The organism is Salibacter halophilus (genome assembly GCF_008806325.1).
Classification (GTDB): Bacteria; Bacteroidota; Bacteroidia; order Flavobacteriales_G; family Salibacteraceae; genus Salibacter; species Salibacter halophilus.
The window spans coordinates 209898-236797 of the sequence record NZ_WACR01000005.1 but is presented as its reverse complement, the minus strand read 5'-3'; the positions used below and the strand labels follow the sequence as shown (position 1 = coordinate 236797).

Sequence of the window (26900 nt, the reverse complement as noted above, 5' to 3'; positions counted from 1 at the left end):
TAGGAGAGGGAGCAATCCTTCTCCTTTTTATAAAAATGGGTGAAACGAGTTGGTCAGATCCTTATACTGCTCGTGAAAACTCCCATCCTCGTTTTTCAAAATCAATTCATCTTCGAGATGACTTGTCTTTTTTTGAAACGAAAAGCGTGCTAATATTCGCTTTGGATTACTCTTTTCCTGATCTTTTACTTTCGTGAGCCGATCGAGAGAAAAACCACATTTTTCACTGGTTTTTAGTACATCATCAAGTCTTTGAATGGGTAAAATCATTTGAATATCTCCTTTTTCGGTCAGAACCGAAGCCGATTTTTCAAAGAATGCATCAAGCGGCATTAAATCATCGTGCCTGGCATTTGATAGCTTTTCACTTTTCGTGCTGTTTGAAAAATAGGGAGGATTGGAAATGATGTGATCGATTTTATCTCTGAAGTGTGATTTGAGAAAATCTTCATTAATACATGACAAACGATCACGGAATTTGCTGTTAGCGAAATTGAAATTCGCCAGTTCTGCTGAATCGGGATGGATTTCTAAAGCTTTGATTACAGCATCCGGAAAGCGTTGAGCCAGCATGAGCGAAATAATTCCGGTGCCGGTTCCAATGTCAAGAATTCGGTTCTGACCAATAGTGGCCCAGGAACCCAATAAAACAGAATCTGTTCCAATCTTAAATGTGTTGAGATTTTGTTTTACACTAAACTTTTTAAAATGGAACATCTAGTCGTTCAAATAGAGATCGAGCAATCCTTCAGGCGGATTTAGTGTGATTGTTTTGTGCTCCCGATCCACATTTTCAATGAAATCATCAACACACGGAATCATGATTTCTTGTTTTTTGTCATTCTTTATGACAAACACAGCGTTGCCGGCACTTTCAATGATGTTTTCAATAGTACCAATGGCTGCTTGATCAGTTGAGGCAACAGCTGAAAAGCCAATTATTTCGTGGAAATAGAATTTGTTGCCGGATAGAGGAGGAAGGATTTTGAGCGGGAGGAACAGGAGTGAACCAACTAGGCTAGCAGCATCATCCTGATTATCGATTCCTTCAAATTTTGCTCTCGCTGTTCCGCGATTAGAGAGTTGATATTCTTCCAAAAAAAAAGGAACCAGTTTGTCGTTAATTTCGACAAAGACTGATTCCAATTTTGAGTAATTATCAGGAAAATCAGTGTCTAAATGAAGTGTAACCGCTCCGTCAAAGCCGTGCTTTTTAGCAACCCATCCGAGTTGGAAGCAGTCACTCTTATTCATCGACTTATTCTGATTTTTCGTCTTTTTTCTCTTCTTCTTTAGCTTCTGCTTCAGGCTTTTCTTCAGTTTTAGCCTCTTCAGCAGGTTTTTCTTTTGCTTTAGCTTCCTGTGCAGGAGCCTCTTCAGAACCTTCTTCAGCAGGCGCTTCTTCAGTTGCAGCTTCATCTTCCTGCTCTTCAGCAGCAACTTCAGCGTTGCGAGCTTCAATTTCAGCTCTGCGTTTTTCGTTGCGCTCAGCTTCAGCTTTCAGTGCTTCAGCTTTACGTTTTTCAGCTTCTTTCTGAACTCCTTCAGTTTGCTTAGCGATTTTCGCTTGCTTTTCTTCGAGCCATTTCTCGAATTTAGCATCAGCTTGATCTTGTGTTAGAGCTCCTTTTTTGACACCACGGTTGAGGTGATCTCTCATAAGGACTCCTTTGTAAGAAAGGATAGCACGACAAGTATCACTTGGTTGTGCACCTTTTTCAATCCATTTAAGTGCTTTGTCAAAATCGAGGTCGATCAAAGCTGGATTTCTTGTTGGATCATAAGATCCGATTCTTTCGATCAGGCGACCATCTCTTTTAGAGCGTTGATCAGCTGTTACGATGTGATAAAATGGACGGGCTTTTCTACCGTACCTTTGAAGTCTAATTCTTACTGACATATTTGTAAAATTATTGGTTGGAGTGCGAAACCCCGGTTAATAATAAAATTTGGAGTGCAAATATCTGACTTTCTTTTAAACTGAGAAGATTACAACAACTTTTTTTGATGAAAATAAAAATGGCCCCAACCTTATGAGATAAATATGCGTGAATATTGTTGATTAGGATTTAGGGTTAGTTACATTAAAAAAGCGGAAAGGTACCCCCATACCTTTCCGCTACTAATCGAAAAACTTGGAACCATTGCTTCCCAGCATAGAAACTGGTCGGCTATTGTGATGATAAAAGTAAAAAGTTTTTTGGAACTACAAAACCAATTCACCAAATTTTATTTGCTTTTGGGTGTGGAGTTTGAAATATAAGGCTATCACAAAACTTACTTTTCTTTATTTTTAGCATTTAGTTTCTAATTTTTGTTAAATTGGGCTTGAATTAATCAACCCCTAATTTAACAAGTATGAAAAAGTTAACCTTTAATCTATTTTCTTTATTACTATTCAGTTCGTTTTGGATAGCTGAATTAAAGGCCCAGAGTTATGATTTTGATAATTTAACTTTGGGTTCTTCCGGGACATTGACAAATGGATGGACTTGCTCACCATCTTTAGCTGGGCAATATAGATGGGAGGTAGGTTCAGGATTTTCTTCTGGCACTTCTACAGGACCTTCTACAGCTTTCAACGGATCAAATTATATGTTTGTGGCTTCAGTAAATGCACCTGGCCCAACTGTTACGAATACAGCTACACTTGAAAGTCCCTCTGAAGATTTAACATCATTTACTAATCCTGGATTTGGTTTTTGGTACTACGGTAACGGAGCATCTTATTACGATGTTGTTGTTGAAGTGAATACAGGAGGAGCAACCTGGACACCGATTGACACAATTCACTTGCCTTCTCACATCAACCGAAATCAAAGGTGGAAATATAAAAGATTAGATTTATCGAGTTACAACACGGCTAATACAAAAGTTCGCTTTTCTGCTGATTCATATCAGACAGGTCGAGGTGATTTTGCTGTGGACAACTGTACTTTCGTAGAAATGCCTTCTGAAGATGCTGGTCTTGATGGGGTGACAGCTTCCAGACCTTATTATCAAATTCCTATTCAACAAGCAGACTCAATCAATTTTATTGGGAATATTACGAATTATGGTACTGGATCAACTTCAGTTGGAGCAACAGCTAGCTTTACTTCAGCTACAGGTAGTTTTTCTAGTTCATCTAATTCTACTATAGCCGGAGGTAACTCATCGAGTATTACAACTTCTGCATTTTATCCATCAGGTACTGGTAATTATGATGTAGAGTTCTTACTCAATACTGCCGCATCTGATACATTTCAAAATAATGATACCCTCAATTATCAATTTAATGTTACTGATTCAGTTTACTCTTTAGAGAGAGGAAACTTCTCAGGAGGTATTGGTTTTACAGGTGGAACAGGTAGATTCGGTCAAACATTTGAAATATACAATACGGATACGCTAACTTCAGTTGATATTCGGTTAGAAACACCTCAAATGGGAGATACTATTCGATTCTATTTGTATGATGTGTTGGGTAGCACTCCGTCAACACTTATTGATTCAAGTGATATTTTTGTTATTCCATCTTCTTCTCCGGGGTGGTACACCGTTGAATTTACCTGTAATAAGGAGTTGACTCCAGGTCAATATTTTTTCGCGGTTGATCAACGTAACACTAATAATCTCGGTTTTGGGTTTACTCAAGAAGGGTATGTTCCAAATATTTGTTACTACAAAGTTCCTGCTGGTAGCTGGACACCATTTGAAAGTTCAGGCTTTCAGGTTGTATTAGGTATTAGACCAGTATTTGGAAATGCAACTACAAATCAGTTTACAGTCGATTTAGGTCCAGATTCAACATACTGCCCAACTGAAGCGCTCAACTGGAACTTAGACGCATATGTATATGGCGGTAACTATTCTTGGAATAATAATTCAACTACTCAAAGTATTACTGTAGATACATCAGGTACTTATGCTGTGACAGTTTCTAAATGCGGTGTTTCATTATCTGATACTGTAGAAGTGATAGAATTACCAACTGCAGATGTTGAATTAGGTGCCGATACAGGATATTGTGTTGGAGAAGCTTCAGGTTTTAGTATTCCTGTTAATCTTAATACTCCTGGAGCCACTTATAGTTGGGCTAATGGAGCACAGGGGGGAACATTCACGATTGATTCAGCGGGAACCTATACTGTATATGGTGATTTGAATGGTTGTGTTGATACTGGTATAATCAACGTAATTGAAGTACCATATCTTACAGAGCCATCATTTGGTGGAGATACTGCATTTTGCGGTGAAAATGCAAATATTGGATTTACGCTCAATGCTCAAAATCCATCAGCAGACTTCAACTGGCACGATGGATCTTCAAATCAAACCTTCTTTGTTAACGACTCCGGAACTTACAGTGTAACCGTTTCTCAGGATGGTTTCTGTCCAGATTCCTTCACGAGGACTTTAAATGTAATCAAGCAGCCATTTCCTGATATTTCGCTTTCAGATACATTTTGGTGCACAGGAAGTGATCCAATTGTTTTGAGTCCGGGTGTTGGTTTTGATGACTACAATTGGTCAAATGGTGAGTCTACTGAAACTATTGCAGTTAACTCTCAAAACACTTACAATGTAACTGTAACAGATATATACGGTTGTAGCTCTACAGCATCTGCACAGGTGGAGGTTAGGCAGGGTATCAATATCAATCTTGGTCAGGATATAGATACTAATACTACTGTTACTATTGGAGCGAGCGGTAGCTTCTCCAATATCATTTGGTCAACGAATGAAACTTCACCTACGATTGATGTTGATGAATCTGGAACTTACTGGGTTGTAGTGACTGCTAATAATGGTTGTACTGCAACTGACACGATCAATATCACTATTGAAGATGAAACTGGTATTTCAGATATCGGCAAAGGATCACTCAACTTGTATCCTAATCCGGCACGTGATGCTTTCACTCTTGAAGCAATCGACTTGGAGGGAGTGTGGAACGTTAGGCTGAATGATATGAATGGACGCGAGGTTCTGACCGAAAATAGAACTATTACAGGTTCTCAAACAAATACGTTTAACGTGTCTGATCTCACTCCAGGAATGTATTTCCTCAGCCTTCAAAATGGACAGGATGTAAGAGTTATGAAGATAATGATAGAATAATACAGATTGATACATCTGTTGATTATGAAAGCCGCTTCATTTTTGGAGCGGCTTTTTTGTTTGAGTGACGTTGCTTAACAATACTTAACAAGATGAATATTATGTGTTTTGCATCGCCTTTTGTGAATTGTACCTATGCATCATAACTAAACTTGAGATTAAATCTCGTTAGAAAATAATATATTATGATAGTACCAAAAAAGACACTCGGAACATTATTCGTTTCATTATTAGTTGCAGGAACAAGTTATGGTCAGCTCGATCGTCAACACCAACAACAAAGACAGCAACAGCAACAGCAACAACAGAAAAGAATGCAGATGCCACAACAGCGTCAGGCACCGGATATTGATGTTTCTGATGCTGAGTTTGCAAAGTTTGCTGATGCTTTTCAGGAAGTGCAGTCTATCAATGGAGAGGCTCAGGAAGATATGAAAGGTGTTATTCAGGAGAATGGAATGAAAACCAAGAGGTTTACTCAAATCCAAAAAGCTAAAAGAAATCCTCAACAAAGCGCTAATGTAACTCCGGCTGAGAAGAAGAAAATGACAAAAATAAACGGAGAACTAAAGAGCGTAAGAAAAGATGCGGAGAAGGAAATGCGCGCTAAAATTGAAGAAGTAGGTCTTACGCCAAAGCGCTATCAAGAAATTATGATGGCTGTTCGTCAGGACCCTGAAATGCAACAGAAACTCAAATCAATGATGATTTCTGAAGGATAATAACTCAATTTTTGATTAGGAATTAGAAAGTCTCACTGAAATTATCGGTGAGGCTTTTTTTTACCTCAAATTATTCAGCTTGTTTCTCAATTTTTTGAATGTAATTAAGAACTGGATAGTAAAATAAAGTAATACCGCTGCAGCCGGAATTCGCATATATTCCCAAATAATAAAACTCTCTGTGAACTCTGTGTAGATTGCAGCAATGGCAACAAGAATAAGTAAAAGGGCGGGGATCATGTGCTTTTTAAAAAGTTCTTTATTGGTCAAACCCGAAATGAAGTTCTCAAATTCGGTGTCCTCAATCTCTTTTTTTAATTCATTACTCTCTTTTAAACTTTTCATTTTTTGAGCTATTAACAAATCAAAAGTCATCCTCGGTAAATTAATTTGAAATACACAACTGAACAGAATAATCAATGATGCTGAATTCCATTCAGACAGGTTTCCAGTCAAATAGCTTTGCACAATTATATACCCAGATAGTACGAGGATGATTGGATAAATGATAACATTGGGCCATACCAGTACTTTAAGGTATGTCGTTCTCTGCGAGATATCTTTGACTCTTTCTCCTTCCCAGGTTGGTTTGTAAGATTTTAGGATATTTTCAAATGTCATGATGTTGTGGTATTTTGATGACTTAACTACATTTCAAAAATATAAACTTTTAAAACACCAACTCAATAGCTGTGTTACTCTCACAAGGTACATTTTGAAGCCTTGAGCAATTCTGTACCTTTGCTTAAATTAGAAAAAACAAAAATCACATATCAATGGAGGATATTTTCACAAAGAAGCTATCATCAAAGGAATTAATTGAACTAGAAGATAAACACGGAGCACATAATTATCATCCGCTACCGGTTGTATTGTCAAAAGGAGAGGGAGTTCATGTTTGGGATGTTGAAGGAAAAAAATACTTCGACTTCTTATCTGCATACTCAGCGGTAAATCAGGGACACTGTCATCCCACTATTACTAAAGCGCTTACAGATCAGGCATCTCGCATTACGTTGACTTCTCGTGCTTTTCACAATGATATACTGGGAAGGTATGAAGCTTACGCGACAGAATATTTCGGATTTGACAAATTGCTCCCGATGAACTCAGGAGCTGAAGCAGTTGAAACAGCTATTAAAGTTTGCCGCAAATATGCTCACGAGAAAAAAGGAGTGGATGAAAACAAAGCGAAAATCATCGTAGCGAATAACAACTTCCACGGCCGCACAACAACAATTGTATCTTTCAGTAATGATGAAGAGGCTCGTAAAGATTACGGACCTTACACACCCGGATTTATCCAGGTTCCTTACAACGATACTGATGCGCTTGAAAAAGCACTTCAGGAAGATAATGTTGCCGGTTTCATGGTTGAGCCTATTCAAGGTGAAGCAGGTGTTGTTGTACCTGATGATGATTACCTGGCAAAAGCAAAAGAACTTTGCCACAAAAACAACGCGATTTTCATCGCTGATGAGATCCAAACAGGAATCGGTCGTACCGGAAGTCTTTTAGCCAGTTGCGGAAACTGCGATTGCCAGGGACACTGTGAACGCCAGGAAGATACTTATGTAAAGCCTGATATTTTGATTTTGGGTAAAGCACTTTCAGGTGGAGCTTATCCTGTTTCTGCAATCCTGGCTGATGACGAGATTATGCTTGTGATCAAACCCGGACAACACGGATCGACATTTGGCGGTAACCCACTTGGTGCTGCTGTTTCGCACGCTGCACTGGAGGTTATTCGCGATGAAAAACTCACACAAAATGCACGTGAACTAGGAGAACATTTCCGCAGTGAGCTGCAGAAATTCATCGATCAAAGTGACCTCGTAAAACTCGTTAGAGGTAAAGGTCTCCTCAATGCAATTGTTGTAAACGATTCTGAAGAATCAACAACAGCGTGGGATCTTTGTGTGAAAATGGCTGAAAATGGTCTTATCGCAAAACCAACTCATGGTAACATCATCCGTTTTGCACCGCCACTCGTAATGACGAAAGAGCAACTCGATGAGTGCATCTCGATCATCACGAACACTATTTCAGATTTTGAAAAAGAATGGAAGAAGTAATTTTTTCATTTTGATATAAGTCAAAGCCCGGCAAAGTCATTTTGTCGGGCTTTTTTAGTATTGGTCAGAGCCGAAATTCTACCAAACCATTGACATGTAGGCTTTTTTATATCAACTTTACACCATTGGTTCTGACCGTGAAATGAGAAAGTTAATACACATTCATGCACACGAACCGAAATAAGTCCGTACTTTTGCAACTTAATTTATATATGTTCTGTGCAAAATTTTAAAGAATCAGGGCTATCGAATTCGATACTCAAAGCCCTAAAAGACCTGGAGTTCGACACTCCAACCGAAATTCAACAACTCTGTCTCACGCATTTGCTCCAAAAAAAATCTGATTTACTTGGTCTCTCGCAAACGGGAACCGGTAAAACAGCAGCTTTTGGACTTCCATTGGTGGAATATGCGTTACAGGGTGATACCAGTCATTTGACTTCGCTAGTATTAGCGCCAACGCGGGAATTAGCGTTGCAAATTACGCAAAACCTGGAGGCGTTTAGTAAATATGAAAAGGGTATTAAAATAGAAACTGTGTATGGCGGTGTTTCTATTACCAACCAAATTACTGCCATTAAAAAGGGAAAGCCCACTATCCTAGTGGCTACACCGGGTCGTTTACTCGATCTGTTGAGAAGAAAGGTCGTAAACTTTTCAAATCTCAATAATGTAGTGCTCGATGAAGCTGATGAAATGCTGAGCATGGGATTCCAGGAAGATATTGATCAGATCCTGAGTTCGGTTCCGGCTGAGCGCAACATTTGGCTCTTCTCTGCAACTATGCCGGCTGCCATTAAGAAGCTTTCCAAAAAGTACATGAACGATCCCGTTCACATTTCGTCAAAAGGTGGCGAAAACCTGAATGAGAATCTCGTTCATAAATTCGTATTGGTCGAGCCCAAACGCAAGTTTGACGCGCTTTGCAGAATTGTAGAAACAAACACCGATTTTTACGGTGTAATCTTTTGTCGTACCAAAGCTGAAACATCTAAAATCGCTGAGCGGTTGAGAACGTTGAAGTACGATGCTGAAGCCATCAATGGTGACATGACACAAAGTGCGCGTGAAACTGTGATGGGTCGTTTCAAAAAGAAACAAACGACAATTCTCGTTGCTACTGATGTGGCAGCTCGCGGAATTGACGTGAACAACCTCACACACGTACTACATTACAGTTTACCTGATGACGATGCGTATTACACACACCGTAGTGGTAGAACTGCTCGTGCAGGTAAAGAAGGTGTTTCCATCGTGATCCTCGATCCGCGTGATAGGCGCAAACTCAAGTTCCTCGAACGTAAATTGGACATCGATTTTATTGAGAGTAAAATCCCATCAAAATCAGATGTACTCAAAACGCGCATTGAGAACAGGAGTAGAGAGATTGAAAGAGCAGGCGGACAAACAGTTCCTGATGAGCTTTTAGAAGCTTATTTGGAGCAATTCAGTCACCTGAACAACGAAGCATTATTGCTTCAATTGATCTCGGCTGATATCGCTAAAATTACCGATGAAATTCCGGGTAGGGAAGAAGATTTGAACTACAAAGGAAAAGTCGGTTCTGACAAAGGAAAAGGCGAAAAAGCTCCGCGCAAAAGACGCAAGGGCGATCCTAGTGATGTTGAAACGATGTTTATCAATGTTGGCCGCACTGATGGTTTCAACAAAGGCTCTTTCATGAACTTCATTCAGGAAAACACCGGAGTTAGCAATGGCGCTATCGGTCAGATCCAAATCCAGGACCGCATCTCATTCGTTGAGGTAGCAAACCACGAGGCGGATTCTTTCCTTGAAGGATTAAAAAATAAAAAACACAACGGACGAAAACTGCGCGTTAACAACGATGCTGATCCAATCCAAAAAGGGCGAGGCAACAGCGGTGGCCGCGGAAAAAAGTTTGGAAGGCGAAAAAGAAGGTAATGGCGTAAGCTACTCTTTTAGCCGAATATTTTTGATAAAGGTGCAATGTTTTCATTGTACCTTTTTTTATTACTCAATGCCCACACACTCACCCAATCATCTTCGTAATACGAAGTATAATCGAACTGTGATTTTTGGTGAAATGCCTGGTCTTTTTCTTTTTCGTTGACGATGAAATTGTACTTCATTGAAGGATCAAAATCGGTGCGCTGAAGTGTTCCTTTCTTGTGATCGATGAGGTTGGCCTTGTATTTCAGGATGGTGTAGTGATACGTGGTATTTGTAAAGAAAAGCTCCCCGTATTCTGCAGGTAGCGCATCAGCAAAATCATAAGCCGGTTGAAGTCGCTCGTAGTAGATGTCAAATGTGGGCTTGAAAAAGAAGGCTCTGACCGTGAAAAACAGAATAGCGACAAAAGCAAATACGATGTTGAACCTCATTTTTGGAGCCAGATAATTGTCTTTTACGATTTGTGCTATAAGCATCACAATCGGAACCGTGAGCCAGAGTAGGTTGCGTGTAAACATGGGTGAGCCAGCGGCAATTAGAACGAGCAAAATCGAGATGAGGGAGAAGAAGAATAGTCTTGTTCCTGCCAATTTGCGATTACTGATAATGGATACGATTGCAAGACCAGTTACAACTCCGCTTGCAAATGGGCTGTTGTAACTTGTTTGATAAACGACTCCCCAAATATTCTCACCGATTTCTTTGAGTAACCGGAGAAATGATGGTTTTTCTAGTCCAGAGTTTTGGGTAAATGCCTCAAATCCGTTGAGGATAATGGGCGGAGCGTAGAAAATGACTGTGAGGAAAACAGCCGGAATCAACAGTTTGAGAATAGAGGTGATTTGTATTTCGCGATCTGACCATGAATAAATGATCAATGCTATGAGGGGAATCACAAACGTTGGATGAGCGTACAGTCCAATGAACATAGAGCAGATGAAAAATCCTTTTGCAAAAGTGCTTTGGGGATCTTCCTTTAGGCTGATGAGCGCGTAAAAAGCTGTGATAAATGATAACATCATCAATCCGTAGCCTCGTGCAAGGAAATGATATTTGGCAACAAGGAACAACCCTATCCAGACAATGGTGAAAATCTGCGCTCTTTTAATGCCGTACAGTTTGCGAAACAACCAGTAAAAACTGAAAGTCGAAACCGCGCCAATTATAAGAGAAGGAAGGCGGAGTCTCCAGGAAATGTCCATGAATGAAAGCAAATCACTACAGTTGGCCAGCAGCGAATACAGAATGTGATTATTGGGCTCATTGTAAAACGCAAAAGCCGCAACAAATCCGCGATTGACATAATTCAGGTAAGTAAACGCCTCATCATTTGTGACCGGTATTTGCGAAGCGTGATAGATACTCAAGGCCAGGTGAACGAGAATGATACTAGTCACGGTCAGAGCCTCTCTCGTAGAGACCGCAGATTTTAGTCCGCGTAGTTTTTGGTAGAACTCCTGTAAGAAGCTGTTCCAAAGATTTGTTATTCGCTCAAATCTGAACAAAAACAGAAAACCGGTTGAGAGAGCTACGAGAGTAGAAAAGCCAAACAACAACTGGATCTTTTCTCCAGTTAGGAAGGATTTTATCTTTTCAGAATCACCATCACTCCCAATCTTTTCTGCTAAAGCTTCTATCAGCTCTTCTGCATAAAACCCCATGTACATTGATACAGCTGAAAGCAAGATGAAAACAGCAAAAACCGAAAATCTGATAATTTTATTCATGACCTTTTCTCGTGGCCAATTTACAGAAAATTGATCGTTGATGGAGGTTGGTTAATTATGTAGTAGATTCTTATTTGTGAGAGGTGATGTTTAAACATAAAAAAACCCAAAATGGAATTCCATTTTGGGTTTTAGGTAATAGATATAATAATCTATTTATGAACGACCCCTGTTAAATCAAATTTAGTGTTAACGAGCCCCTGATCGTTATCTTTAACCACTAAAATAATATCGTTGAAATCCTTGTCTCCATGAGGGAGTAAAAGATCTTCAAATGTGAGTGTTAAATCGTCACAGCTATTCTCAACAAAGAGTAAATGCTGCTGTGTTGTATTATCGTTGAATTGAGGTAGTGAATAAATGGTAGTACTACCTGAAACCATTTTTCCACCAGACCATCCATCGACAACCAGGTAAAAACCAATTAGAGTATTAGCTGGAAATGCACCGTTGCCTAGCTGAACCATATCACCCTGATTCAAGCCGCCACCATCACTAGTTTTGGTTACATTAGGGAATACGACATGTTTCTGTAGATTTTGAATATCCTGCATAGATGTTGGAGGATTATTCTTTGGATAAGTGAAGTAGCCAAATGTGTTTGTTTTACCGGCACCTTCCCAAACAAACTGAACATATACTTCAGATGACTGATCGAGAACAACATTTTTCGTAGAACCACCCGCAAATAAATTTGGGTGATTGTTCATTGCGTTTTCTCTTTCAGGGAAAAGATCAGCGATGTTACCGAGGAGAGTAGAACATGGTTCAGTCTCGATTGGATCATCAGGAGCACCAGTCTCTTTTTCTTTAGCTAAGATTCTCAATCCTCCCTTACCATGTGCGATAAACACATTTTCAACTGATGATTTCACAAAGTTTGCAGATCCGTCAAAGCTGAAGTTAGCCATGATTTTAGAGAGCGTATCTTTATCTAGAATGTAAAGACCTTCGCTTCCTTTAGCAGCATAAACATAATTGTGGTCGTAATCAACACCATTGAGTAATCCGTTTCCTTGCGTATTAAATGATTCTACAGGTGTTCCGCTTTGAGTGAATAAATCATAAGAGTGTAAACCGTAAGAGCCTGAAGAAACATAAGCTACTTGATTTGGGTAATCTACACTCAATACTTTTTTACCATCATCAGGAGCAGTTGGAGAAGCCAAAGGAACAACTGTTTTTGAAGCCGGATCAAAGTTGTTGCCATTGTGGATGTGAAGATTAGGGCTGGATCCTGTTTCCAGGAATGTGTAGTAAGAACCACCCATTACACCAAACTTAGAGTTGTTGTAGTAATCACTTTCTGTAACCTGTAAGTAATTTGAAGGAGAAAGACTCACTTCAAAAACACCTCCGCCAGTATTTCCACTAACGCAGTAAAGGTTATCACCATCTCTAAAAACTGAGTTTCCAGAATAAGAAGGAATTGATGCTTCCTGAACATTCGTAGTTGGTAAGCCTCCTGATAGTTCAATAACTTCAACAACTCCGCCACTTGTAACAGCAGGGTCATAACCAGATGAACTCAAACTACGTCCTCCAACAACATAAAGCTCGTTGTTTTCAACGTACAATTCATTTAAATCAGTATCTGTAAAGTAAACACCTTGAATTAAAACCGGTTGAGAAGGATCAGCAATATCGATAACTTCTACAGCACCGGCAAAGTCTGCTTCGCCTTCATTCCAGTGATAAGAAACATAAGCCTTGTTGCCATCAATCGAAATACCTGTAGCAGATAATCTTTTGCCATGAATTGTTGGAGATGTAACATTAGCCACATATATGAACTCAGTCATATTGTTTGATGCTTTCTTTCCAGAACCATCATATGCCTCAACAGGTTCGTTGTGATATGTAATTCGTCCAGAAAACTCATCGTAAGTATCAATGCGCTTTTCTGTTTGGTTAAGCCCGTTATCATCCTCAGGCGTACAACCAAAGGTAATAAGTACTGAGATGAACAGCACTGTTAGTATTTGAATTAGGTACTTTTTCATAAATGTAAAATTTGAAATTTCAATATCACTTACCGAAATAGTGCCAATTGTGGATAATGCTTTAAAAACATTGAAAATCAGTAGTTAATGCTGTTTTAGAAAAGAGCATTAAATCTCATAATTAGACCTGATTTGGTACGGAATTCCCATTTTAGGACTTTCTGGGAATCAACTTAGTGTGATTTTTTAAAATAAAAAACCACCAACCCTTTCGAGCTGGTGGTTCTATTATTGATGACCGAAAAGTGTTAGTCTTCCCAATTCTCCATCGGGATTTCTATAGCGAGTAACTTTGATTTTTCAGTTGCTTCAACCGGGATCGATTTAGTGTCCCAAATACCAACTGCATCGCGTTTATTGAGCGTTTCATCACCCACGTTTACTCTTCCTTCTAGCAAAAAGAAGTACACACCATTGTTTGCACCTCCTTTAACTTTATAGTCAATGGATTTTCCATCATCTAATTCTGCAAGATGAAACCAGGTGTTTTGATGTACCCAAACACCTTCGTCATTTTGATTTGGTGATACTACTTGTGAGAACTGATTCTTCATTTTAGACTGATCAAGCGTGATCTGATCATAACGGGGTTCCACGTGTTTTTTACGCGGAAAAACCCAAATCTGTAACAACTTGCACGCTTCATCTTTATTGTGGTTGAACTCGCTGTGCTCAATGCCTGTTCCGGCACTCATAACCTGAACATCACCGGCTTTTATGACACCGCTGTTCCCCATGCTGTCTTTGTGTTCCAAATCGCCTTCGAGCGGAATAGTCACAATTTCCATATCCTTGTGCGGATGCGTGCCAAAGCCCATTCCGCCAGCGATTTCGTCATCGTTCAAAACCCTAAGTGCACCAAAATGCATTTGATCGGGATTGAACCAATTTGCAAAACTGAACGAGTGGTGAGTATTCAACCAGCCGTGGTTTGCATGTCCTCTCGATGATGATGGATAAAGAATCTTTTTCATAAGCCTTAAATTATAAAAACTTGATCAATTCGTGTTGAGGTTTTCTCACTTTTGCCATGTGTTGAGTAGCATCTTCATCGCTTCTGTAGCCCAGGCCAATCATAGCTAATGGTCGGAGCCCTTTTTCCTCGAGCTTCAGGTGTTCAGTAAACTTTTGTGGCTCAAAGCCCTCCATTGGTGAAGCGTCAATTCCCATTTCGGCTGCCACTTTGAGGGTCTGACCAATAACTAAATAAGTCTGTAATGATGTCCACTCCTCAATATCGCGAGTGCTTTTTGACAATACGGCACCTTTCATCATTTCTGCGTATTGTTGTGCCTGCTCATCCGGAATATCACGAACTTCTTGTGAAAGCTCTATAAATTTATCAATATCTGATTCAGCAAAATCTGTTTTTGAAAGGAACAGGATGAGGTGAGAGGCATCTGTAACTTGAGGTTGGTTGAAAGCTCTTTCCTTCAACTCGGCACGAAGTGTTTCATCTTCAATTACCCAAAATTCAAAAGGCTGGAGTCCGTATGAGGATGGAGCCAATTGTAACGTCCTCAAAATCTCTTTGAAGTCAGAGTGACTGATCTTCTTCGTGTTATCAAACTTTTTTGTAGCGTAACGCCATTCTAAACTTTCTACTGGTGATGTCTTTGTTTTCATAATGTTTTAAATTTATTTGTAGGTACAAATATATAAACTTTAAATATATATGTATATACATGCAATGTGATAGATTTGTTCACGAATTGTTAAAAGCTCACTTTTGTGCCATGAGTTTTGGAGATCGATTTGCAGAGTATTTCAACACCATTGAACCGTCAAATGACGAGTTACCGGATGGAGTAGATTGGATATTTCCCTATGATGATAGAGAAGTACAGGAATGTGTGAGTTCCTTTGCTCACCGTTATTATGCTGGTAATCACGATCGCACGTTCTTGTTCGGGATAAACCCGGGTAGGTTTGGAGCTGGCGTGACAGGTGTTTCGTTTACTGATCCGGTTCAGATGAACAGACTGGGAGTGGAGAATGATTTTGATCAACGAGCAGAGTTATCATCTCAATTCATCTACGAAATGATCGAAGCTCTGGGCGGTGCAGAATCTTTTTACAATTCATTTTACATCGGGTCTGTTTGCCCACTCGGCTTTGTGAAAGATGGAAAAAACCTCAATTACTATGACGAGAAGCCGCTTGAAACGGCTCTGACCGATTGGATAACAGAGCAGATTGAAGCGCAAATAGATTTTGGAGCAAATCGGGAAATCGCTTACAGCATAGGCAAGGGGAAAAACCTCAAATTTTTAGAAAAACTCAATAAAGAACACGGTTGGTTCAAGCGAATCGATACGGTTCCTCACCCGCGATGGGTAATGCAATACCGCAGAAAGCAGAAACCGCAAATCCTGGAGTCGATCATCGAAAAACTTGGACCACATATAAAATAGCATTATGGACAAACTGTTGTATTTCTTTGATCCGCTGTGCGGATGGTGTTACGGATTCAGTAAAGTTATTGGTCAGATCCATGAAAAATATGCCGATAAACTCGATTTCACTGTTTACAGTGGAGGAATGATTACGGGTGATCAGGTAAAACCCATTGGTGAACTGGCTGATTTCTTGCGAGGAGCAAATGAGGAAGTAGAGAAGAGGAGTGGAGTGAAATTTGGTGAAGGGTTTAAAAAAACGATAGAAGAAGGAACCAACAAACTATCGAGTCTGGAACCTGCTAGAGCTATTTCAACAGCTAAGAATATGGCTCCTCACATTCAGATCCCTTTTGCCGAACGCGTTCAGCAGCGAATCTATTTTGATGGTGCTGAGCCGGCCAGTTTGGAGTCGTATCTACCGCTCGCAAAAGAGTTTGACCTCGATGAAAAAGAGTTCAGAGAAAAATTCTACAGCAACGAATCCATAACGTGGGCTGTTGAAGATTTTTACATGACGAAACAGTTTGGAATACAGGGTTTTCCCGCCACAATTATCGAACATAATGGTGAATACTTCATGGTGGGGCGCGGCTACATGCCCTTTGAAATGGTCGATGAAAACATTCACAATGTTATCAATGATTTGCCTCCGGGAGGAGAGTAGGGAAGTGAGAAGTTATTAAATTAGCTCATTGACAACCCAATCAAACTTATGAGACCCCCAAATCGCTTTATCTCAATTTTACTGGTTTTGGTCCTACTTTTCGCTTCGCGATGGTTTTACATGACCGGATCAGACTTTGTTATTGACGGAGATGAAAGTATAATGGGGCTGATGGCTAAGCATTTTCTGCAAGGAAAAGAGCTGCCGCTATTCTTCTATGGGCAGTCTTACGGATTTGCGTTTATCGAAGTGTTGTTCATCTCTGCAGTTTATTCGTTTATCGGTGTTTCTGGAATAGCCTTGAAAATCGCGATGTTGATCTTGTTCGCAATCGGATTGACATTTTTTTACCTGACACTTTATGAACTGAATGAAAAACGCAATTCATGGTTGATCATAATTGTGACAACTCTGCTAGCTTTAGCTCCTTCCTGGGCTATTTGGGCGATGAAAGCTCGGGGCGGATACCACACTGCATTTGCATTCAGTTTTCTTACGACTTTTCTACTTTTCAATAAGTCAGTAAACAGGAAAGCGATAACATCAGTTTTTGTTGGCCTGTTAGTAGTATTGATCTATCAGTCTCAGCCACTCTGGTTAGTAGGTTTATTGCCGTTGATCGTTTATCAGTACCTGAATAAAACAAACTGGAAATCGGGAATTAATGTGCTTTTAGGTTTGTGTATTGGTTATGTGGCTTTCATCATTTTGAAAAGTGGAATGTCGAGTTTTTGGTCACCTTCTGTTGTGAGTTGGGAGAGACTTTCAGATTTTAATTTGATGACTTTTGTTGAACAGGTTTTCAAATCGCTGACAGGAAGTTATTACTACGGAGCGTTTATCGAACCTGATTTGTCAACTAAAATTGTAACTTGGATTTACATGGGAGCAATTGGGTTGAGCATCATTTGGATCGCGGTTGAAATTGTTACTAAGAGAAAGTCAACTGATAAACTTTCAATTTTTTTGTTCGTCTCAGTTATCCTCTCCATTTCATATTTCACAATTGTCAATCAAAATGCTTTTCGCTACTTACTCCCGCTACAGGGCTTTTTGCTCCTGTTGATGTTTTACGGATTGCGAAAAGTGCGCTACAAGGCAGCAGTCGTTTCGGTTCTGACTGTAATGGTTTTTATTTCTGCTTATTCGGTTTACAGTTTTCGTGATTTCGCTTATATCGAAAAATCCACTATCACTGATGTTGTTGAAGTAGCTGAAAAACAGGATGTAAAGTATGTGTTTTGCGAAGGAGGTTTGTTGCAGTGGCAATTGATATTTTATTCAAATGAGTCAATAATTGCGCGATATCGAGGAATGACAGATCGATACCAGCCTTACATAGATACCGTAAATGCAGCATTTTTTCGGTCAGATCCGGGAGTTGGGCTAGTTGGGTACATGCCTCCTAAGCTGGATACTACGAAATACAATGTTACGATTATCAATGATGAATTTTTTCTCGTTAAATCACCAACGAGAGAATTGTTGGAAACGGGCGGATTTAAATTGGAGTAGCTAACGCTTAGATATCTTGTTGTGCGTGATTTGCTTTTGGCGTGAGCTTTTATGTCTGCCCTCGTTGAAGTTTCGCAGTTTAGCGTGTTTTGTACTTCTTCCCTGTACGCGTTTGCGCCACATTCTGAATGAACTCGGTTTCATTTCTCTGCGCATCAACTCGATCACTTCTTGTTCCTTGAGCCCGAACTGAAATTCTATCGCATCAAATGTTGTGCGATCTTCCCATGCCATTTCGATGATTCTGTCGATTTCTTCAACTGATAGTTCTTGCATTAATAAACTTTATGATTTCAACAGTAAAGATGTAGAGTTTGTTTTGGTTAGAAATCACTACTTTTAACGCTGGCTTAAGTTCATTTGTTACTTAGTAAAAAAGATATTTGTGAAAAAAGTTAAGAAACTCCTGATATTCGCTGGAGTACTAATACTATCAGTTATTATTTTAATCTTTTCAGTAGATTTTTATGTCAAAAACTCAACTGAAGATAAAGTCTACGAGTCTGTATCAAATATTCCTAAAAATAGAGTTGGGCTCGTACTCGGAACAAGCAAAAAACTCAATAATGGCTGGATGAACCTCTATTACAAATATAGAATTGATGCTGCAGTAGAATTATACAAAGCAGGAAAGGTTGAGTTTTTACTAGTGAGTGGAGATAATTCCCGGAAGACTTATGATGAGCCCACAACAATTAAAAATGATTTAATTGAAAGAGGAGTACCCGAGGATAAAATTTACCTCGATTATGCTGGTTTTAGAACCCTGGACTCTGTTGTGAGAAGTAAAGCGATTTTTAGTCAGGAAAAGCTGACCGTCATTTCACAGGAGTTTCACAATCGAAGAGCTTTGGTTTTATGTAGAGAAAATGATATTGATGCTGTTGCCTTCAATGCTGAGGATGTTAGTATGAAGTATGGCTTCAAAACAAAGCTCAGAGAAAAACTGGCTAGAGTTAAAATGATGTTAGATATTTTATTTGGAGTTGATCCAAAGTTTTATGGTAAGAAGATTGAAATTAAATAGAATGTAGTGGTTAACCTCTTACTTACTATATTCTTTTAAAGAAAATTCCTCCCCAAAAATCATTACCTTTGCGCGCTCTATGCAACCGTATAAAACTGCAGCATATTACACGCTTGGGTGCAAGCTCAATTTTTCTGAAACGTCAACGATTGCGCGCAATCTCAAAGATGCCGGCTATGCCCGTGTAGGCTTTGATGAAGGCGCTGATGTTTACGTGATCAACACCTGTTCTGTGACTGACCAGGCTGATAAGAAATGCAGAAATGTTGTGCGCAGGGCACTCCGCAAAAATCCCGATGCAAAGGTTGTTGTAATCGGATGTTACGCTCAACTCAAGCCGAAAGAAATTTCGGAGATTGAAGGTGTAACGCTCGTATTGGGAGCCAATGAAAAGTTCAATGTCGCTCAGCATCTCGAATCGCTAGATGAAGATGTAAGTGGTGAATACATTGCCGGCAGAATTGGGAAAGTGAGAGAGTTTTATCCTTCGTATTCATATGGAGATCGCACTCGTACTTTTCTGAAAGTACAGGATGGTTGCGATTACTTTTGCACGTTCTGTACAATTCCCCTAGCTCGCGGAAAGAGCAGGAGTAATAACATTGAGCAAACTATCAAAAAGGCGAGTGAGCTGGAAAGTACTGATGTGAAGGAAGTGGTTCTGACCGGTGTCAACACAGGTGATTTTGGTGCCGGAACTGATGAAAATTTCTTCATGCTCGTTCAGGAACTCGAAAAACTCGATATCAATCGGTTTAGAATCAGCTCGATTGAACCGAATTTACTCCACGATGAAATCATCGAATTCTCAGCTCGTTCCGGTAAGTTCGTTCCGCACTTTCACATTCCGCTTCAGTCCGGCTCTGACCGTTTGCTAAAAAGCATGCGCAGGAAATACGACACAAAACTCTATGAAGATCGCGTTTACACGATCAAGCGACTCATGCCTGACGGATGTATTGGCGTAGATGTGATTGTTGGATATCCGGGCGAAACTGAGGAGGAGTTTATGAAAACCTACAATTTCCTCAATGAGCTTCCAATATCATATTTGCACGTGTTCACTTATTCAGAACGCAACAACACTTTAGCCGATAGAATGGATGGCGTTGTACCGATGAATGTCCGCCACGAACGCAGCAAAATGCTCAGGATTTTGAGTGAAAAGAAAAAGCGCGCATTCTACGAGTCACAGGTTGGTAATGAAAAAACAGTACTCTGGGAATCAGAAAAGCACGGAGAAAGTATGCACGGATTTACCGAAAACTATGTCAAGGTAAAAGCGCCATTTGATGAGTCGCTAATCAATACTTTTTCAAAAGTACAGCTTGAAGAAATCGATAGAGACGGTGTGGTAAAATCAAGAATCCTAGAATTGGCTGAAGCATGAATCAGACAGAATTGAAAGACCTTCTCGATAAAGTTGAAGATGTAGCTCTAAAAGCTCGTCAGCTCGTTTTGCGGGAACGCGAAAAACTGGATGCTCAACAGATAGATGAAAAGGGCAACCAAAATCTTGTGACAAAAGTCGACAAGATGAGTGAGGAGCTGCTCGTTTCAGAACTCTCAAAGCTTCTCCCAAACTCAGACTTCATCGCTGAGGAAGGAACGGCCGGTCAGTCCGGTGGATCTGACTATTTGTGGATTATCGATCCCATTGACGGAACAACCAATTTTGTTCACGGATTGCCCGTTTACTCGATCAGCATTGCGTTACAGGAGAAAGGCGAAACTGTTATCGCGTTGGTTTATCATATCAGCAACGATGAACTTTTCACGGCTTACAAAGGTGGTGGTACGTGTCGCAACCATAGAAAAGTGAATGTTTCATCTGCTCAAAAGCTCAAAAATTCGCTTATCGCTACCGGTTTTCCTTATGATCCTGAGGGACATTTACCCAAGTTCATGGAACTCTACAGCGAATTGTTGTATTCTACACGAGGTTTGCGCAGACTGGGCTCTGCTGCAATCGACATGGCTTATGTTGCTTGCGGTTATTTCGATGCATTTTATGAAATGGGACTAAAGCCCTGGGATATTGCGGCCGGAGCGCTTCTCATCCAGGAAGCAGGTGGAAAAGTTTCGACTTTCACAGGTGATGATGATTTCCTTCATGCCGGCAGGTTGGCTTGCTCAAACGGATCGGTTCACGATGAGCTCATAACCACGATAAAACCGTATATTGGTTCCGTTTAAATCGGTTACCATGCGCAACATATTTCTGTTTTTTATATTCTTTTTATCACTTTTTACGGTCAGAGCCGAACAAGCCGATACCGCAACGCGTGTCTACATCTTCGATATTCACGAAGCTATCGCTCCGCCATCGTGGAGAATAACACAAGAAGCGTTCAGAGAAGCTGATGAGTGGGATGCCGATATTATTTTTCTCAATCTCAACACGTATGGCGGTCAGGTCGATATGGCAGACTCGATCAGAACCAAAATTCTCAACAGCCCTAAACCGGTTTATGTCCTCGTTGAAAATAACGCAGCATCAGCCGGAGCTTTAATTTCGATTGCTTGTGACAAAATATTCATGCAACCCGGATCAACTATTGGAGCCGCTACTGTTGTGGATCAATCCGGAAAACCCGTTCCTGATAAATACCAGAGCTACATGCGCAACAAAATGCGCGCTACAGCTGAAGAAACAGGCCGCGACCCCGATATGGCTGAGGCGATGGTAGATCCTGATAAATATATAAAAGGAGTTAGCGACAGTGGCAAAGTGTTAACTTTTACCACATCAGCGGCTATCGAAAACGGCTTTTGCGAAGCAGAAATGCGTACAATTCCCAACGCCTTGCGCTATCTTGAAATCACAAACTTTGAGACAAAGAAATACAAACCCACCACAATCGATAAAATTATCGGGTGGTTAATTAACCCTGCTATTAGTGGCGTTCTGATCCTTATTATCATTGGTGGAATTTACTTCGAGCTACAAACACCCGGATTAGGTTTTCCAATTCTCGCATCAATAGGAGCAGCGTTGATGTTCTTTGCTCCGTATTACCTGGAAGGACTGGCTGATAACTGGGAAATTTTGCTGTTTGTAGTCGGACTGGTGTTATTGGCACTTGAGGTTTTTGTGATTCCGGGATTTGGTGTTGCTGGAATTGGCGGAATCATTTGCATAGTTGGCGGATTGGTCTTTAGCATGATCGGGAATGTTGGTTTTGATTTTTCGGGAGTTAGTCCAAATAACTTCCTCGGTTCTTTGGCTACTGTTCTCGTGGCAATTACGGCTTCACTCTTGTTTGCTCTTTTCTTTGGTACTAAATTGCTCAATACAGGGCCACTCAAAAAGATCGTACTATCCTCTACACAGCAAAAAAGCGAAGGCTTTGTGAGCAATAAAGATGTAAATGCTACGCTTACTGGTAAAACAGGAACAACTTACACAGAGCTTCGACCTGGCGGAAAGGTGAAAATAGATAATGCGTATTTCGATGCATTTTCAATTGAAGGTTATATCGCTGAGGGTGTAGAGATCGAAGTTGTATCGACTCAGGGAGCTCAGGTTAGAGTCAGAACCAAATAGTGGATCTGACACGCAATAGAAAAAAGTTGTATATTAACAGGGCCAAAATCACGCGCTATGTTAAAATACCGGAAACTTACAGATCATGAGCTGACAAAGTTTGAAAAGCAGTTCAACCGTTTTTTGGCAAAAAACTCAGTCGATGAGGATCGCTGGGCTGAGATTCAGAGAAAAGAGCCTTCTAAAGCTCGCTATCTAATTGAGCTATTTAGTGACTACGTTTTCGATAATATTTTGGGAAATAGCCCGTGTTTGGAAAAGATCACTCCCAAGGAATTCCGCACGTATTACTTCAGTGATGACAGCGTAGAGTTGATTGTCGTAAAACTGACTCAGGATGCACCTGAAGCGTTTACCAATGAAAACATCACGACTGTACTGGGCGATGCATTGATTCACGACCATCTTAAGATATACAGGGCAGAGAAAGAGTTTGATAAAAGTAGAGAACAGGAAATGTACGCTGTTCTTGAAAGCGGTACATTCCCTGCTTCTAAAGATAATTATGAGCTACTCCACGATTGGATTAGCTAAATTGAACTTTCGATAATACTTCGCTGAGCATTTCACGAGCTCTGTCACGAGTAATTAGCTCGTATTCCGCTTCGTAATCCTTTTGACTCAGCTTAATGATCTCCTTAGCTTCTTCAGCATTGTAGCGATCAGTAATTTTAACATCATAACTTTCATCACCGGGCATCGCCTTGTACGTGAGGAAGTAGTGTTTCAATCTGTTCGACACTTTTTCCGGTAATTCACTGATATCGCGCATGTGACCGTAAATAGAATCGTCTTTAAGAACCGCGATAATTTTATCGTCAGCCTCACCACCGTCAATCATGCGAAAACCACCGATCGGGATAGCTTGTGCAAGGATATTTCCGTGCGTTACTTCTTTTTCGCTTAAAACACAAATGTCTAAAGGATCGCCATCACCAACAATATCGGTCAGATCTGTTTTATCCATGCAGTGTTGAGCTACTTTATCGCCACAATAAGTTCTCGGTAGGAAACCGTACATAGCCGGCATAATATTCGAGAATTTTTGAGGGCGGTCAATGGTCATGAAGCCCGAGTCTTTGTCTACTTCGTACTTTACAGTATCAGATGGTACAACTTCAATAAAAGCGGTTACGCGGTTTGGCACTTCATCTCCTAAATCTACACCGTGCCATGGATGCGCTTTGTAGCGCATGCTAATTTTTTTGAGGTAATTCTTAATCTTTTCTTCCATAATAATATGTCGTTACAGAACTCTGAAAGCTCTAAATATCAAATCCAGATTATCGATTAGTTGAAAGCTTTGAGAAAAACTTTCGTTTAAAAAGGATGCAAAATTAGTGAAAAATAGCTAAAATGAAGGCTTTAGTTGTGATGTGATTGTTAAGAGTGAACTTGATGGTTCAAGAGGGTCGTACATCATTTCGCAAAGAAAACGAAACAAAAAAAGGGTCTGACCATATGTCAAACCCTTTCGATGAAAATTATATTGATCTAAAGCTAAGCTACTTTTTTGTCATAGCTACCAGTTCCTAATGAATTGAGCATTGAGAAGTGACTTTTCAATGCGTGCGCAAAAGTTGTGTGTTGGTAATAAGGAATATTAAAATCCTCAGCAGTTTTTTTCACAATCTCTGAAATGCGTTTGTAATGAATGTGACAAATATTAGGGAATAGGTGGTGTTCAATTTGATAATTCAAACCTCCAATAAACCATGACAGTAAAACACTCTTGTGAGCGAAGTTTGCTGTCGTTTTAAGCTGGTGGATAGCCCAGTTGTTTTCCATGCTTGTTCCGCTTTGAGCAGGCTCAAAAAAGCTTGTTTCTTCAATAACGTGAGCTGTTTGGAAAATAAGAGCTAAGAGTAATCCACAAATCATTTGCATGAATACAAAGCCAATCATAATTTGCCACCAGGGTAGATCGATTAAAATAATAGGCAGCGCTATTGTTAAAGCAATATACCACGATTTATTAATTATAAGATGAGATAGAGCCTTTTTAAAGGTCATTCCTTCTCTTACCAGCAAGTCTTCTTTTTTGTAGCGAATTAATTGCACAAAGTCTTTTCCTAAAAACCAGTATAAAGTCATAATGGAATAGAAGAATGGAGCATAAAAAGCCTGGAACCTAAATATCCACTTCTTTTTTTGCTGAGGAGAGAATCGCATAACCGGATTGGCAATATCGTCATCCATACCATCAACATTTGTGAACGAGTGGTGAAGAACATTGTGTTGAATTTTCCAGTTGATGTGGTAAGCACCGAGGAAGTTAGCCAAAAAGCCCAATAATTTGTTGACCCATTTTTTGTTTGAATATGCACCGTGATTAGCATCGTGCATTACAGACAAGCCAATACCTGCCATACCAAATCCCATGATTGTCCACATGGCTATTGTGCCCCAAAAAGAAGTTACCACTCCGGTAAGCATGAGCACTAAAGGTGTAAAATAAAGACTCACCATGAATAAAGTCTTTATTACCATGGCCAGATTTGCGTGCTTTGAAATGTTGTTGTCTTTGAAGTACTGATTGACGTTTTTGCGTAGTTCTTTGATGAACTCCGGATTGTCTTTCCGGTTAAATCTCAATGATTTCATAAATAAAATGTTACAGGTAAAGCTAATTAATAATGCTTTATTCTGTCGTTAATAGCTGCCAATATTACGCAATACGGATGTGAATGTTGGAGTAAAACACGATTTTTTAATAAACATTTATCAAAACAGTAATGTTAGAATCAGTTTAATCAGTTTAAAAATCAGCGTGATAAAGGTTACAGTAAGGCTCTCACCAAAAATGTAAATTTGTATCAACAAATAAAAAGATACAGATAATATGAATATACAACATTTTTATGATGACGCACTTGCTCAGGGATCATTCGCCATTGAAAGCAACGGAGAAGTTGCTCTGGTAGATCCTTCCAGAGATATTAAACCATACATTGATTTTGCTGATAAGCACAATGCCAAAATTGTGGCTGTTTTTGAAACGCACCCACATGCTGATTTCATCAGTTCACATCTCGAGTTAAAAGAGAAATTGGGTGTGGATATCTACATCAATGAAAAAGTTGGGGTGTCTTACGATTTTGAGAATATGAATCATGGAGATGAAGTAAAAGTTGGTGACGTAACGTTCAGAGCCCTTTTCACTCCGGGCCACTCACCAGACCACAACAGTTATTTGCTCATCGATGAAGATGGCAAACAGCACGGGGTTTTCACCGGTGATTCGCTCTTTGTAGGTGATGTTGGCCGACCAGATCTCCGCGAAGGTGCCGGAAATATCCAGGTGAGTAAAAAAGAGCTTGCCGGTATGATGTTCGATACGATCAATGATGTTTTTTCTAATCTCGATGATAACACGGTTGTTTATCCTGCTCACGGACCGGGATCGCTTTGTGGGAAAAACATGAGTTCGGATCTGACCAGTACAATTGCCAAAGAAAAGTCTGACAACTGGGCTTTCCACATTAAGGATAAAGGAGAGTTCGTTGAAGCATTTTTGGATGGACAAAAGTTCATTCCAAAGTATTTCCCAAACAGTGTTGAAGTGAACCGAAAAGGAGCTCAAACACTCGATGAAGCTGTGAAGTCAGTAAAGAGAGAAAAAGGAATCGAAATTCCGGCTGATGCAATTGTCATTGATGCCAGAGATGGAGAGAGCTTTAGAAGTGGTCACGTAAAAGGAGCGATCAACATTCAAAATGGTGAAAAAGACAAGTTTGAAACCTGGTTGGGAAGTATTGTTGGACCAAACGAAAAGTTCTATCTCGTTGCCGAAAACGAAGAAAAGCTAGACTTTGCAATTTATCGTGCAGCTAAAATCGGTTATGAAGGAAATATCATTTCAGGTGTAGTTGACCCAAAAAATACAAGTGAGAAAGAAAGTGATTTGAATTTAGATGATTTCAAATCAAACCCTGATCATTACACGATAATTGATATTCGCAATGCATCAGAAGTTGAAGGAGGTAAGTTTTTTGACAATGCAATAAACATCCCACTTCCTGATTTACGCGAAAAGTTTGATGAAATTCCAAAGGACAAACCAGTCGTAGTGCACTGTGCAGGAGGGTATCGCTCAGCAGCTGGAGCCAGCATCCTCAGTAAGTTGAAAGAAAATACTGAAGTCTACGACCTAAGTGAGGCTGTGAAGGAATTTCAATAGAGAGTT

Annotated in this window: 25 protein-coding genes; 13 read left to right on the top strand and 12 right to left on the bottom strand. The window is 39.9% G+C overall.

Annotated elements, in window-relative coordinates; translation table 11 throughout:
- Window positions 1-27: 27 nt before the first annotated feature.
- The 3 genes from F3059_RS07320 to F3059_RS07310 are packed head-to-tail and all read right to left on the bottom strand — an operon-like array spanning window position 28 to window position 1900.
- A complete protein-coding gene (locus tag F3059_RS07320; protein ID WP_151167733.1) occupies window positions 28-717 on the bottom strand; it encodes a tRNA1(Val) (adenine(37)-N6)-methyltransferase in 690 nt (229 codons plus the stop codon).
- Entirely contained in the window at window positions 718-1254 is a 537-nt protein-coding gene (rimM, locus tag F3059_RS07315) for a ribosome maturation factor RimM (RefSeq protein ID WP_151167730.1), read from the bottom strand.
- A 4-nt stretch (window positions 1255-1258) separates the two neighbouring features.
- The gene (locus tag F3059_RS07310) at window positions 1259-1900 is read right to left on the bottom strand and encodes a 30S ribosomal protein S16 (protein WP_151167728.1); all 642 of its coding nucleotides are present in this window, start codon (window positions 1898-1900) and stop codon (window positions 1259-1261) included.
- 458 nt (window positions 1901-2358) lie between these two features.
- Between F3059_RS07310 and F3059_RS07305 the strand changes: the two genes are divergently transcribed.
- Window positions 2359-5103, top strand: a complete 2745-nt coding sequence (locus tag F3059_RS07305) for a T9SS type A sorting domain-containing protein (protein ID WP_151167727.1) — start codon at window positions 2359-2361, stop codon at window positions 5101-5103.
- A gap of 185 nt (window positions 5104-5288) precedes the next feature.
- Complete coding sequence (locus F3059_RS07300; RefSeq protein WP_151167725.1) at window positions 5289-5825, top strand: DUF4168 domain-containing protein; 537 nt, start codon at window positions 5289-5291, stop codon at window positions 5823-5825.
- Window positions 5826-5885: 60 nt separating this feature from the next.
- On the opposite strand, the gene F3059_RS07295 is transcribed toward F3059_RS07300, so the two are convergent.
- The gene (locus F3059_RS07295) at window positions 5886-6446 is read right to left on the bottom strand and encodes a hypothetical protein (RefSeq protein WP_151167723.1); all 561 of its coding nucleotides are present in this window, start codon (window positions 6444-6446) and stop codon (window positions 5886-5888) included.
- Between the two features lie 155 nt (window positions 6447-6601).
- On the opposite strand from F3059_RS07295, the gene rocD reads away from it, so the two are divergent.
- Window positions 6602-7900 carry an ornithine--oxo-acid transaminase gene (rocD, locus tag F3059_RS07290; RefSeq protein ID WP_151167721.1) on the top strand — a complete coding sequence of 433 codons (1299 nt, stop codon included), beginning with the start codon at window positions 6602-6604 and terminating at the stop codon, window positions 7898-7900.
- Between the two features lie 20 nt (window positions 7901-7920).
- Here the strand turns inward: rocD and F3059_RS07285 are convergent, their stop codons facing one another.
- Window positions 7921-8100, bottom strand: a complete 180-nt coding sequence (locus F3059_RS07285) for a hypothetical protein (protein ID WP_151167719.1) — start codon at window positions 8098-8100, stop codon at window positions 7921-7923.
- Between the two features lie 19 nt (window positions 8101-8119).
- Here F3059_RS07285 and F3059_RS07280 point away from each other — a divergent pair, with 19 nt between their 5' ends.
- Entirely contained in the window at window positions 8120-9823 is a 1704-nt protein-coding gene (locus F3059_RS07280) for a DEAD/DEAH box helicase (protein ID WP_151167717.1), read from the top strand.
- A 17-nt stretch (window positions 9824-9840) separates the two neighbouring features.
- On the opposite strand, the gene F3059_RS07275 is transcribed toward F3059_RS07280, so the two are convergent.
- The 4 genes from F3059_RS07275 to F3059_RS07260 all read right to left on the bottom strand — a co-directional run bounded on the left by F3059_RS07275 (window position 9841) and on the right by F3059_RS07260 (window position 15188).
- Complete coding sequence (locus F3059_RS07275; protein WP_151167715.1) at window positions 9841-11559, bottom strand: glycosyltransferase family 39 protein; 1719 nt, start codon at window positions 11557-11559, stop codon at window positions 9841-9843.
- A 152-nt stretch (window positions 11560-11711) separates the two neighbouring features.
- Window positions 11712-13562: a DUF4114 domain-containing protein gene (locus F3059_RS07270; protein ID WP_151167713.1), complete on the bottom strand. Its 1851-nt coding sequence runs from the start codon at window positions 13560-13562 to the stop codon at window positions 11712-11714.
- A gap of 248 nt (window positions 13563-13810) precedes the next feature.
- Entirely contained in the window at window positions 13811-14536 is a 726-nt protein-coding gene (locus F3059_RS07265; RefSeq protein ID WP_151167710.1) for a pirin family protein, read from the bottom strand.
- A 10-nt stretch (window positions 14537-14546) separates the two neighbouring features.
- Window positions 14547-15188: an NAD(P)H-dependent oxidoreductase gene (locus tag F3059_RS07260; RefSeq protein WP_151167708.1), complete on the bottom strand. Its 642-nt coding sequence runs from the start codon at window positions 15186-15188 to the stop codon at window positions 14547-14549.
- A gap of 59 nt (window positions 15189-15247) precedes the next feature.
- Here F3059_RS07260 and F3059_RS07255 point away from each other — a divergent pair, with 59 nt between their 5' ends.
- The 3 genes from F3059_RS07255 to F3059_RS07245 are packed head-to-tail and all read left to right on the top strand — an operon-like array spanning window position 15248 to window position 18140.
- The gene (locus tag F3059_RS07255; protein ID WP_151167706.1) at window positions 15248-15976 is read left to right on the top strand and encodes a uracil-DNA glycosylase family protein; all 729 of its coding nucleotides are present in this window, start codon (window positions 15248-15250) and stop codon (window positions 15974-15976) included.
- A gap of 4 nt (window positions 15977-15980) precedes the next feature.
- Complete coding sequence (locus F3059_RS07250; RefSeq protein ID WP_151167704.1) at window positions 15981-16625, top strand: DsbA family protein; 645 nt, start codon at window positions 15981-15983, stop codon at window positions 16623-16625.
- 48 nt (window positions 16626-16673) lie between these two features.
- The gene (locus F3059_RS07245) at window positions 16674-18140 is read left to right on the top strand and encodes a hypothetical protein (RefSeq protein ID WP_151167701.1); all 1467 of its coding nucleotides are present in this window, start codon (window positions 16674-16676) and stop codon (window positions 18138-18140) included.
- Here F3059_RS07245 and F3059_RS07240 read toward each other — a convergent pair whose 3' ends face one another.
- Window positions 18141-18416, bottom strand: coding sequence for a TIGR03643 family protein (locus F3059_RS07240; protein WP_151167699.1), 276 nt, complete (start codon window positions 18414-18416; stop codon window positions 18141-18143).
- Between the two features lie 109 nt (window positions 18417-18525).
- On the opposite strand from F3059_RS07240, the gene F3059_RS07235 reads away from it, so the two are divergent.
- From F3059_RS07235 to F3059_RS07215, 5 genes are all read left to right on the top strand, one after another.
- Window positions 18526-19167: a SanA/YdcF family protein gene (locus F3059_RS07235; protein WP_151167697.1), complete on the top strand. Its 642-nt coding sequence runs from the start codon at window positions 18526-18528 to the stop codon at window positions 19165-19167.
- 79 nt (window positions 19168-19246) lie between these two features.
- The gene (gene mtaB / locus F3059_RS07230) at window positions 19247-20557 is read left to right on the top strand and encodes a tRNA (N(6)-L-threonylcarbamoyladenosine(37)-C(2))-methylthiotransferase MtaB (protein WP_151167695.1); all 1311 of its coding nucleotides are present in this window, start codon (window positions 19247-19249) and stop codon (window positions 20555-20557) included.
- Window positions 20554-21363, top strand: a complete 810-nt coding sequence (locus tag F3059_RS07225; protein ID WP_151167693.1) for an inositol monophosphatase family protein — start codon at window positions 20554-20556, stop codon at window positions 21361-21363. The genes mtaB and F3059_RS07225 overlap by 4 nt, the downstream gene beginning before the upstream one ends.
- 10 nt (window positions 21364-21373) lie before the next feature.
- Window positions 21374-22714: an NfeD family protein gene (locus F3059_RS07220; protein WP_151167691.1), complete on the top strand. Its 1341-nt coding sequence runs from the start codon at window positions 21374-21376 to the stop codon at window positions 22712-22714.
- A 57-nt stretch (window positions 22715-22771) separates the two neighbouring features.
- Window positions 22772-23248 carry a DUF6495 family protein gene (locus F3059_RS07215; RefSeq protein WP_151167689.1) on the top strand — a complete coding sequence of 159 codons (477 nt, stop codon included), beginning with the start codon at window positions 22772-22774 and terminating at the stop codon, window positions 23246-23248.
- Here F3059_RS07215 and F3059_RS07210 read toward each other — a convergent pair.
- Together F3059_RS07210 and F3059_RS07205 are read right to left on the bottom strand one after the other, a co-directional pair.
- Entirely contained in the window at window positions 23241-23948 is a 708-nt protein-coding gene (locus F3059_RS07210) for an inorganic pyrophosphatase (protein WP_151167687.1), read from the bottom strand. The two genes, F3059_RS07215 and F3059_RS07210, sit on opposite strands and share 8 nt — an antisense overlap.
- A gap of 266 nt (window positions 23949-24214) precedes the next feature.
- Window positions 24215-25318, bottom strand: a complete 1104-nt coding sequence (locus F3059_RS07205) for a fatty acid desaturase family protein (RefSeq protein WP_151167685.1) — start codon at window positions 25316-25318, stop codon at window positions 24215-24217.
- A gap of 238 nt (window positions 25319-25556) precedes the next feature.
- On the opposite strand from F3059_RS07205, the gene F3059_RS07200 reads away from it, so the two are divergent.
- Window positions 25557-26894, top strand: coding sequence for a rhodanese-like domain-containing protein (locus tag F3059_RS07200; RefSeq protein ID WP_151167683.1), 1338 nt, complete (start codon window positions 25557-25559; stop codon window positions 26892-26894).
- Window positions 26895-26900: the final 6 nt, after the last annotated feature.

What these genes read in the sequence shown, in the direction of transcription:
- F3059_RS07260 (WP_151167708.1), bottom strand. Translation starts at nt 15,188, where the DNA reads ATGAAAACAAAGACATCACCAGTAGAAAGTTTAGAATGGCGTTACGCT.
- F3059_RS07225 (WP_151167693.1), top strand. Translation starts at nt 20,554, where the DNA reads ATGAATCAGACAGAATTGAAAGACCTTCTCGATAAAGTTGAAGATGTA.
- rocD (WP_151167721.1), top strand. Translation starts at nt 6,602, where the DNA reads ATGGAGGATATTTTCACAAAGAAGCTATCATCAAAGGAATTAATTGAA.
- F3059_RS07305 (WP_151167727.1), top strand. Translation starts at nt 2,359, where the DNA reads ATGAAAAAGTTAACCTTTAATCTATTTTCTTTATTACTATTCAGTTCG.
- F3059_RS07220 (WP_151167691.1), top strand. Translation starts at nt 21,374, where the DNA reads ATGCGCAACATATTTCTGTTTTTTATATTCTTTTTATCACTTTTTACG.
- F3059_RS07320 (WP_151167733.1), bottom strand. Translation starts at nt 717, where the DNA reads ATGTTCCATTTTAAAAAGTTTAGTGTAAAACAAAATCTCAACACATTT.
- F3059_RS07310 (WP_151167728.1), bottom strand. Translation starts at nt 1,900, where the DNA reads ATGTCAGTAAGAATTAGACTTCAAAGGTACGGTAGAAAAGCCCGTCCA.
- F3059_RS07295 (WP_151167723.1), bottom strand. Translation starts at nt 6,446, where the DNA reads ATGACATTTGAAAATATCCTAAAATCTTACAAACCAACCTGGGAAGGA.
- F3059_RS07240 (WP_151167699.1), bottom strand. Translation starts at nt 18,416, where the DNA reads ATGCAAGAACTATCAGTTGAAGAAATCGACAGAATCATCGAAATGGCA.
- F3059_RS07270 (WP_151167713.1), bottom strand. Translation starts at nt 13,562, where the DNA reads ATGAAAAAGTACCTAATTCAAATACTAACAGTGCTGTTCATCTCAGTA.
- F3059_RS07265 (WP_151167710.1), bottom strand. Translation starts at nt 14,536, where the DNA reads ATGAAAAAGATTCTTTATCCATCATCATCGAGAGGACATGCAAACCAC.
- F3059_RS07215 (WP_151167689.1), top strand. Translation starts at nt 22,772, where the DNA reads ATGTTAAAATACCGGAAACTTACAGATCATGAGCTGACAAAGTTTGAA.
- F3059_RS07255 (WP_151167706.1), top strand. Translation starts at nt 15,248, where the DNA reads ATGCAATGTGATAGATTTGTTCACGAATTGTTAAAAGCTCACTTTTGT.
- F3059_RS07200 (WP_151167683.1), top strand. Translation starts at nt 25,557, where the DNA reads ATGAATATACAACATTTTTATGATGACGCACTTGCTCAGGGATCATTC.
- F3059_RS07245 (WP_151167701.1), top strand. Translation starts at nt 16,674, where the DNA reads ATGAGACCCCCAAATCGCTTTATCTCAATTTTACTGGTTTTGGTCCTA.
- F3059_RS07250 (WP_151167704.1), top strand. Translation starts at nt 15,981, where the DNA reads ATGGACAAACTGTTGTATTTCTTTGATCCGCTGTGCGGATGGTGTTAC.
- F3059_RS07300 (WP_151167725.1), top strand. Translation starts at nt 5,289, where the DNA reads ATGATAGTACCAAAAAAGACACTCGGAACATTATTCGTTTCATTATTA.
- rimM (WP_151167730.1), bottom strand. Translation starts at nt 1,254, where the DNA reads ATGAATAAGAGTGACTGCTTCCAACTCGGATGGGTTGCTAAAAAGCAC.
- F3059_RS07275 (WP_151167715.1), bottom strand. Translation starts at nt 11,559, where the DNA reads ATGAATAAAATTATCAGATTTTCGGTTTTTGCTGTTTTCATCTTGCTT.
- F3059_RS07205 (WP_151167685.1), bottom strand. Translation starts at nt 25,318, where the DNA reads ATGAAATCATTGAGATTTAACCGGAAAGACAATCCGGAGTTCATCAAA.
- F3059_RS07210 (WP_151167687.1), bottom strand. Translation starts at nt 23,948, where the DNA reads ATGGAAGAAAAGATTAAGAATTACCTCAAAAAAATTAGCATGCGCTAC.
- mtaB (WP_151167695.1), top strand. Translation starts at nt 19,247, where the DNA reads ATGCAACCGTATAAAACTGCAGCATATTACACGCTTGGGTGCAAGCTC.